Annotated in this window: 4 protein-coding genes; 2 read left to right on the top strand and 2 right to left on the bottom strand. The window is 62.4% G+C overall.

Annotation, left to right across the window (positions count from 1 at the left end; all coding sequences use genetic code 11):
* Both GX181_06125 and pbpC read left to right on the top strand, forming a co-directional pair.
* A partial coding sequence (locus tag GX181_06125) for an alpha-2-macroglobulin family protein (GenBank protein ID NLM71516.1) occupies positions 1 to 5123 on the top strand: 5123 nt, incomplete at its 5' end.
* Positions 5124 to 5125: 2 nt separating this feature from the next.
* Complete coding sequence (pbpC, locus tag GX181_06130; GenBank protein ID NLM71517.1) at positions 5126 to 7393, top strand: penicillin-binding protein 1C; 2268 nt, start codon at positions 5126 to 5128, stop codon at positions 7391 to 7393.
* Here pbpC and GX181_06135 read toward each other — a convergent pair.
* Both GX181_06135 and GX181_06140 read right to left on the bottom strand, forming a co-directional pair.
* Positions 7377 to 8309, bottom strand: a complete 933-nt coding sequence (locus tag GX181_06135) for a DnaJ domain-containing protein (protein ID NLM71518.1) — start codon at positions 8307 to 8309, stop codon at positions 7377 to 7379. The genes pbpC and GX181_06135 overlap by 17 nt on opposite strands.
* Positions 8310 to 8435: 126 nt before the next feature.
* Positions 8436 to 9181, bottom strand: a 746-nt coding sequence (locus GX181_06140) for a xanthine dehydrogenase (protein NLM71519.1), incomplete at its 5' end; no start/stop codon positions are given.

A 9181-nucleotide genomic window follows, 5' to 3' on the forward strand; every position in this document is an offset into this window, starting at 1 on the left:
ATGCTGTACCCATCGAGTTCAGCCCGCAGGTCAAGGGCATGGGAAAGTGGATGGACACAAGGACCTTCGTCTTCACTCCCATCGCCAACCCTCCGCAGGCCACTCTGTTCCGGGTGACGGCGAAGGAGTCTCTAAGGGATACGAACGGCAGGATGCTGGCGGGCAGGCAGAGCTTCGAGTACAGCACCGATCCGCTGAGGTTCCTGGGCGCAAGGCAGACCGGCATCACCGACAGCAACAACGTGATGATCGAGCTTTCCTTCAACGTTCCTGTGTCTCCGTTCAGGCTTAGGGGCTTCCTAACGCTCTTGAACGAAAGACGGGAGCAGATCGGCTACTCGATATCGGGGCAGGCGCCGTCTTCCAACATTCGCCTCAGCACCGGATACTTCGGCGGTGAGAAGATCACGCTTGTCCTCGCGCCCGGCCTTACAAGCGATGCGGGCCCTCTGGGGATCGACCAGGAGGCGCGTCGCGTTATAAAGGTCACTCGAAAGCTGGAGATCAACAGCGTCTACGCCGACACCCGCTACCCAGCGACGAGCGTCATATACGTGAACACATCGATAGGTGCGGACATGTCGGCGGCTTCAAAGTACATAGAGATCTCCCCCGTGTCCGACTTCACGATAGACCCTCACTACAACGGCTTCTCCATCCTCGGTGACTTCAAGCCGAGGCAGAGGGTGGAGGTGACCATCAAGAAGGGACTCCCGTCAAAGGAGGGGGCGCCTCTGGAGAGCGACTTCAAGAAGGCCGTCGTTTTCCCCGACCACTACCCGTCGATCGCCTTCCCGTCGGGGGGCGTCTTCCTCAGCCCGGCGGGCGATCTGAGGATACCGATCGAATCGGTGAACATCGAGGAGATCTCGCTGAACCTGTGGAGGGTCTACGAGAACAACATCCCGCTGTCGATGGCCTCGAACTACATCTCCCCGAGGGACATGTCGCGCAACGTGGCCACACGCACGGCCCGGCCCGAGGGCGAGATCAACCAAACTGTGCGCCGGGCGATCGACCTGCGTGAACTGGCGGACGGCGCGAAGGGAGTGTTTCTTCTGACAGCGTCCGAGTCCTCGGGCGAGTACTGGGCCGAGGCAGAACAGCTTGTCGCCGTGACGGACATCGGCATAGTGGCAAGGGTCTGGAGGAAGGGGCTAACAGTCTGGGCGAACTCCATCCTGGGAATAGACCCTGTCAAGGACGCGTCGGTACGCGTCTACTCACGCAACAATCAGCTGCTCGCGGGCGGTGCCACGGACGAAAACGGCCTGTTCACTCACTCCAAGGAGGAGGCGTGGGACCCGCAGCTCGTTCCGGCCATTGTCACGGTCGAAAAGGGCGACGACGTCTCATTCCTCAAGCTCGAGGAGGATCTTCTGCTGGGAGCGGGGTTCGACGTCGACGGGAGGCCCCGCACAGAGGCCTACGACGCGATGCTCTTCGCACCGCGCGGCGTGTTCCGCCCCGGCGAGACTGTGGACTTCTCGGCGATCGTCCGCACCAAGGACTTCCTTCCGCCGGAGCCATTCCCCTTGGTCTACGTCGTCCGCTCATCGATCGGCCGCGAGATTGCACGAGGCACCGCTCTTCTGTCCGACGAGGGAATAACGTCCTTCTCGACGCAGCTCGTCCCGGCCTCGCCCACAGGGGCCTACAGCGCGATAGTCGCTCTGCCGGGCCAGGAGAACGAACCGCTCGGCAGGACCGAGTTCTTCGTGGAGGACTTCGTGCCGCCGCGCCTCGAGGTGAAGGCGTCCACCGACTCCGAGGCGCTGAGAGCGGAAGAGACACTGACGATTGACGTGAGCTCCTCATACCTGTTCGGCGCGCCCGCTGCCGACCTGCCCTTCGAGGCGGAGGTGAGGGCATCGGCCGTACAGTTCAAACCCGAGGGCTGGAGCGCCTTTACATTCGGCGATGCTGAGAGAAAGTTCGCGAGCATCACCGACTACGTCGGAGACGGAAAGCTGGACGGCGACGGAAACGGGAAGCTCGAGTTCTCCGCCCCCGAGAGCTGGCTACCCCCCTCCGCGATCGATCTGACCTTCTTCGTCAAGGTCATGGAGGAGAGCGGGCGATGGGTGCCGACATCCTTCAGCCTGCCCTTCCACGCCTATCCCGTATACCTCGGGATAGAGAGCCCGAAGGGAGACTTGATCCCTGGAAAGGAGATAAAGCTCCGCTTCGCCGCCGTCAGTCCCGACGGAGAGCCTTCCGGGCTCAAAACGGCCATCGCCGAGGTCTTCCTTGTGAGGAACCACTACAACCTGGTGCGAGTCGGCAGCCAGACCAGGATGCAGTTCCAGCGGGAGCTGACGCCGTACACGGACGCCGCCGTCGAGTTCTCAGACGGGACCGGGCTCTTCTCGTTCACTCCGAAGACCGACGGGGAGTACGTGATCAGGATCACGGACGAAGAATCCGACAGTGCCGCCTCCGCGTCTATTTACGCTTGGACCCCCTACGGCGAGGGCTCGGTCGGCTCCACACTCCTTGACCGTGTGCTGATAACCGCGGACAAGAAGAGCTACGAACCTGGGGACGACGCCGTCGTGACCCTGAAGAGCCCGTTCCTCGGAAACCTCCTGGTGACGGTGGAGACGGACAGGGAGATCTTCCGAAAGACTCTGCCCATCACCAAGGGCGAGGTGAAACTCGGCATCCCTGTGACCAGGGAGATGATCCCGAACGCCTACATTACCGCGACCGTGATACGCCCGGTGGTCGAGGGCGAGGAGTGGGGAAACCACAGGGCGGTCGGGACCCTTTCGATCCAGGTGGAGCACAGAAGCCAGCGCCTGGACGTGGCGCTTGAAAGCCCGGAGAGGACCCTGCCGGACGAGCCTCTGACCGTGCGCGGCGTTCTGACCGACGGCGAGGGGAGCAAGCGGAAGGGAGAAGTCGTCCTCTTCCTCGTCGACGAGGGGATCCTGTCCCTTACCGGCTTCAAGACGCCGGACCCGTGGGGCTTTTTCATGGCGAAGCGTGCACAGGGGATCTCTCTCTATGACCTCTACGACCAGCTTCTTCCTCTAGAATCCAGAGAGACCCCGTTACTGAAGGCCGGCGGAGGGGCGGACGAGGCTATGATGGCCGCCCTTAGGGCAGGCCTGCCGCCCGTCTCGGCAAGGGAGTTCAGAGTGCTATCCGTATTCCTGGGGAGCGTTCCCACGGATGATAATGGCTCCTTCGAGGCGACCTTCGACATCCCGGAGTTCAGCGGCAAGGGGCGTCTGATGGCGGTCGCCTCCTCCAGGAACTCATTCGGCAAGGCCGACTCGCACGTCACGATCGCCCGCGATATCACGACAGAGCTGTCTCTTCCTCGCGCGGTCTCTCCCGGTGACTCGTTCGACGCGCCTCTTAAGATATTCTCCTCCGCGCCGGACACCCGCAAGGTCACGGTCAGGATAGGAGTGGACGGACCTCTCTCCTTCGCAGGAGAGAACGAGTACAGGGCAGACCTGGCACCCGGCAGCGACAAGCTGCTGGAAGTGCCGTTCACGGCGGGCCCGGAGGCTGGTCGCACGGCGCTGACGGTCGAGACGACCTGGGACGAGGGCGGCTTCACACAACACCTCGACCTTCCGGTGAGGCCGGCCTTCCCGAGGGTTTCTCTGTCGGGGTCCGGCCTGGTTCACGGAGAACAGCCAGTCTCGATCAAGATACCGAGAAAGTGGTTCGAGGGGACGGAGGACGGCCTTCTGCTTCTCTCCGACCTGCCCTCGCTCGACCTGGCAGGCGCCGTAACCTTCCTGCTGGATTACCCCTACGGCTGTTTGGAGCAGACCGTGTCCGGCGCATGGCCGCTCCTTGTGCTCGACGACCTGGTGGGCGAGATCGATCCGATGCTCGCGGACAGGGGCGAGAGGGACGCTGCACTGGCCCGCAAGATCTCCCAGATATCCGCTATGCAGCTCTACAATGGTGCCTTTGCCGCTTGGCCGGGGCTTTCCACTCCGTTCCCGTGGGGATCGCTCTACGCCTCCCACTTCCTTGTCGAGGCCCAAAGGATGAATACCGCAGTCCCGGCTGATATGCTGGAGGCCGCTCTTGCAAACACGAGAGCGACACTGCCTCTCGCCCCGAGGGGGGATGACGATCAGTCCTTCAGCGAGAACCTGACGCTGAAGGCGTACGCCTGCTACATACTCGCGCTTCGCGGAGAGGCGCCCCTGGGCTGGATGGCCCACCTGGGAGAGCACCGCAACTCCCTGTACGAGTCGGGGAAGATATTCCTGGCGGGTGCCTATGCCCTCTCGTCAAAGACATCGGAGCCGCTGAAGGCATTGAGCGCGGCACCCTCCATCAAGGGCGGAGGCGCGACCTTCGAGACTCCGTCCAGGAGCGCCGCTCTTAAACTGCTGATGTGGAGCGACGTCGACCCGCTGTCGGCAACGGCGGCGGAGCTTGCGGCAAAGCTCGTGGCGGAGGCCCGCGCGGGTGAATGGCGCACGACACAGGACAACGCCATGGCCGCCCTGGCCCTGGGCAAGTGGATCGAAAAGACACGCGATGCCAGGAAACCCTTCACGGCCGTGCTCAATGACGAGTCCGGGAACATTGTGGCCTCGTTCAAGGACGGTGAACGAACGGCCCTCGCCTTGAAGGAACTGCCCAAGGGAGGATTGACGCTGAGTCTGACGGGAGAGGGGACAGCCTATTTCGCCTGGACCTCGGCGGGTGTCCCGCTAGAGGCGCCCAAACCGTTCAGCAAAGGCGTCGAGATCGAGAGGACCTGGTACTCCCGCGACGGAGACGTGATATTCGAGGGTGAGCCCATATCCAGGGGCGACCGAATTACAGTCGCGCTGGAGATCACGCCGGCCTCCGACCTGCGTGACCTGATCGTGGTCGACATGCTGCCCGGCGGCATGGAGATAGAGAATCCGAGGCTCACTGGAGAGGGCTCTTCTCCGGACTATCGGGGCATACGAGCGGAGATGCGCGACGACCGGCTGATTCTATTCATTGACAGGCTCTCCAAGCCGGTCGAGTACCGCTACCAGATCCGGGCTGTGTCAAAGGGCGCCTTCACTCTGCCGCCCTATTCGGCAGAGGGAATGTACGAGCCGGAAAACGCGACTCTCGGCTTCCCCGGCACAGTGGAGATCAACTGACGATGCGAGTCCCCCTCCGCCGCTCTCTGCTTGCGACATTCGTCGCTCTCGCCCTGGCGGTCGGAGGGGGCCTGTTATGGTTCTCATCCGTGAGCTTGCGGATGGAGGAGATCCTTGAATGGCCGACCTCCCCGGTCTTGACCGACAGGAACGGGGAGGTCCTGTCTGTCTTTCTGTCGTCCTCCTCCGAGTGGTCCGTGCCGATACCGCTCGAGCAGATGGGGCGTCACCTTCCGATGGTGGCGGTCGAGGTGGAGGATCGCCGATTCATGAAGCACGGAGGCGTCGACTTGGCCGCCCTTGCTAGAGCATCGTGGCAGAACCTGCGGACGGGCAAGGTCGTATCCGGTGCGTCCACGATCACGAGCCAGGTGGTCCGCCTTTCGCACCCCAGGGCGCGCACATTGGGCACGAAGCTGATCGAATTCGCAACTGCGATGAAGCTCGAAGGGCTGTTGTCCAAGGATAAGATACTGGAGTTATATCTGAACCGGGCACCGTTCGGAGGCAATATCAGGGGGGTCGAGGCGGCGGCTCGAATCTACTTCTCGAAGAGTGCAAAGGAGGTCTCGCTCGGCGAGGCGGCCCTGCTCGTGGGAATGCTCAAGGGACCGACTCTCTACAGGCCCGACAGGAACCCCGAAGCCGCACGGACGAGGCGAGACGCCATTCTCTCGTCCCTTCTCGAGCGTGGTGCGATAACGGAGGAGCAACACAGACTGGCGACAGAGGAACTGGTCCCGTCCGCCAGAGGGACCTTCCCCTCCAAGGCCTTTCACTTCTCTCTGGCCGCCTTGGGCGAGAGGAGGGAGGGAGGAGAGATCAGGACCACTCTCGACCCCGGGCTTCAGAGCCTGCTTGAGCGAACCCTCTCCGCCTCGCTGGCTTCCCTGCCGGGGGATATTACTTCGGCGGGGGTGATAATGGACAACGACACGGGCGATATCCTGGCCTACGTAGGGAACGCACGGATGAGATCGCCGTACGTACGAGACACTCACAGGGACGCAGTATGGGTGGACTGCGCCCGCCGCCCCCGTTCGCCCGGCTCGGCGCTGAAGCCCTTCGTCTACCTGGCGGCGTTCGACAGAGGGCTGCTCACCCCGTCCTCCCTGCTGTCCGACACCCCCCTCTCATTCTCGGGCCAGGCGCCACGAAATTTCGACCTCTCCTACAGGGGCCCTGTCTCGGCGAGGACGGCCCTGTCGGACTCTCTCAACGTGCCCGCCGTCAGGGTCCTGAGGATGGTCGGCCCCGAGGCGACGCTCGATCTTCTGCGAACAGCGGGCTTCTCCTTCCTGACCCGCGGTCCGTCCCACTACGGGGACTCGCTCATTCTAGGGGGATGCGAGACCAGCGTGCTGCAGATGGCCGAAGCGTACGGAGCGCTGGCATCTCTCGGAGTCAGGCGCAGTCCCCGGTTTCTCATGGACGAGCCGTCAATGAGCCAGAGGCTGGCATCCGAGGCGGCCGCGTTCATGACCGCGGACATACTGAGGGATACGGGGCGTCTTCTGCCCCTTCACGGCAAACGGATAGAACACGGCGAGGAGTGGTTCGCCTACAAGACGGGGACCTCCTACGGCTACAGGGACGCATGGACCGCCGCCTACAACCCCAAGCACACTGTGGTGATCTGGATGGGGGACCCATCGGGCAAGGCTCACCCGGAGCTGGTCGGCATCAACGCGGCAGCGCCCGCGATAGTCGAGATTCTCAGGGTCCTTCCCCTAGCCGGGTGGTACGAGAGACCGCTTCAGATAACCACACGCCCGGTCTGTTCACTCTCGGGGCAGCCTCTTTCCCCCCTATGCCCTCTGAGCAGGCAAGACTACGCTATCGAGGGAGTGTCATCCTCGGTCCCCTGCTCCATGCACGCGTACCGGGACGGCACCCCCGCCATAATCTGGCCCGCCGAGCTGGAGGATTACGCCGTGAGAAGGCCCGTCTCGGCCTTCAAAGAGGGCAAGGTATCCATCGTTTCGCCTCTCCCTGGTGCCCGGTACATCCTGACCCCGCTCGGGGGTGAGCAGAGGGCGGCTCTGAAGGCCGAGGGAGCGGAGCTTCCTGTGTACTGGTTCGTCGGCGGCGAGTTCGTCGGCAGGCAGGATGACTGGAATGCCATATTCTGGAGGCTCGAAAAGGGGGTTTACACCGTGTCCATGGTAGACGCCGCAGGTAGGACCGCCACCTCGCGCTTCACGGTGGCCTCGCCGGGGCCCGCGGGGCGCGACGAATCTGCTCCCCCGCTCCTCAGCCTCGGGGATTGAACGAGGACTCTTTTGCCAGCGACTCGAACAGCTCTCGCTCCCTGTCGCTCAACTTCTCCGGTACCGCTACCTCGAGCCTGACTATCAGATCGCCCGGCTTAGCGCCCTTCCTTCTAGGCAGCCCCTTGCCCTTCAGGCGCAGCCTCTTTCCCGCCTGGCTCCCCGCAGGAAGCCTCATCGTCACGGTGCCGTCGAGCGTCGTGACGGGGATGGACGCGCCGAGCGCCGCCTCCCAGGGGGAGATCTTCATCGAGGTGACGAGGTCGTAGCCCTCCACCGCGAACCTGGGGTGAGGTGCCACACGGATCACTATCTGCAGATCGCCTCCACGGCTCCCCTTTCCCTTCAGCTTGATCCTGGTTCCGTCCGATATGCCCTGGGGCAGGTTTACGTTCAGGGTCCTTCTTGTCCGGGTCGGATAGCCGTCCGGCCCCTGCACCACCTGCTCCATCGAGATCGTCTTTGTCCCGCCACTCAGTATGTCCTCCAGGGTCAGCTCGAGGGACATCTCCTCGTCGCTCGGCCTGGTCTGACCGCGGAAAAGATCGTCCATCGACACGCTCCGGGCACCTCCGCCGAAGCCTCCAAAGATAGTCCTGAAGAAGTCGCTGAAACCGCCTGCGTCCCCTCCGAAGTCCATGTGGACCCCTCCTCCGCCCCATCCGGGCGGAGGCGTGAAGTCCTGACCCTGCCGCCAACCGGCGCCAAGCGTGTCGTACTTCTGGCGTTTCTCAGGATCCTTTAGAACCTCGTAGGCCTCGTTTATCTCCTTGTAGCGCTCGTCCGCGCCTTTCTCCTTGTTGACGTCCGGATGGTGCTCCTTCGCAAGCTTCCTGTACGCCTTGCGAATCTCGTCCTGGGACGCCGTCCGGCTCACTCCTAAAATCTCATAGTAGTCCTTGTATGCGACGCCCATCTATGCGATCACGCCCTCCGCTTCTAATCTTAACCTTTACTGACCAATATTGTATTCTTTCTTTGGACCGTTCTCAATTCCAATAGAAAGGGTTTAATCACCGATTTGATCGGAGTACTTTCATATTCAAGCGATATCGCGATTATTCCTTGAAAGAGGCGAGCGGAGCGACTCCAAGTCCGCGCCCCTTGCGACCGCGATGACCTCGCTCATGGCTGACACGGCTATCTCCTCCGGGGTCTCCGCGCGTATCGGCAGCCCGACCGGCTGATATATCCTGTCTATGTGCCCTGCGGAAACTCCCTGCTCGAGCAGGCGCTCGCGAACCACGGCTATCTTCTTTCTTGAGCCTATCATCCCCATGTAGGCCGCGGGCTTGTCCTCCAGGATCTTGACCACGTCGGCGTCAAGCGCATGGCCCCGGGTCACGATGATGGCGTAGACGTCCTCGTGAAACGAGCCGAAACGCGAAAAAAAGTCCTCCACGGAGCAGCAGATCGTCTTTCCCCATGGAATGTTCTCCTCGTTTGCGAACTCCGGCCTCTCGTCCCACGTGGTGACGGAGAAACCCGTCATGTCGCCCAGGCGTGCTATTGCCTTGCCGACGTGCCCCGCTCCGAATACTACCAGTTCTCTCTTCCTCCCGACCACCTCGAGAAAGATTCCCATGGTACCTCCACACGCTGCACCCTCGGACGCGGCCTCCGTGTCCGTAAGGGTCTCTCGGTGCAACAGGCTCCCCGTGCCTTTTTTAAGAAGTCCCAGCGCCTTCTCTATGACCCTGTGTTCAGTTATTCCGCCACCGACGGTGCCGACTATTTTTGCGCCGGGCAGCACGATCATGGACGAACCCATGCTGCGCGGTGTAGAGC

The organism is Synergistaceae bacterium (assembly GCA_012521675.1).
Lineage (GTDB): Bacteria > Synergistota > Synergistia > Synergistales > Aminobacteriaceae > JAAYLU01.

Coding starts and splice junctions, on each gene's coding strand:
- pbpC (NLM71517.1), top strand. CDS start 5,126: ATGCGAGTCCCCCTCCGCCGCTCTCTGCTTGCGACATTCGTCGCTCTC.
- GX181_06135 (NLM71518.1), bottom strand. CDS start 8,309: ATGGGCGTCGCATACAAGGACTACTATGAGATTTTAGGAGTGAGCCGG.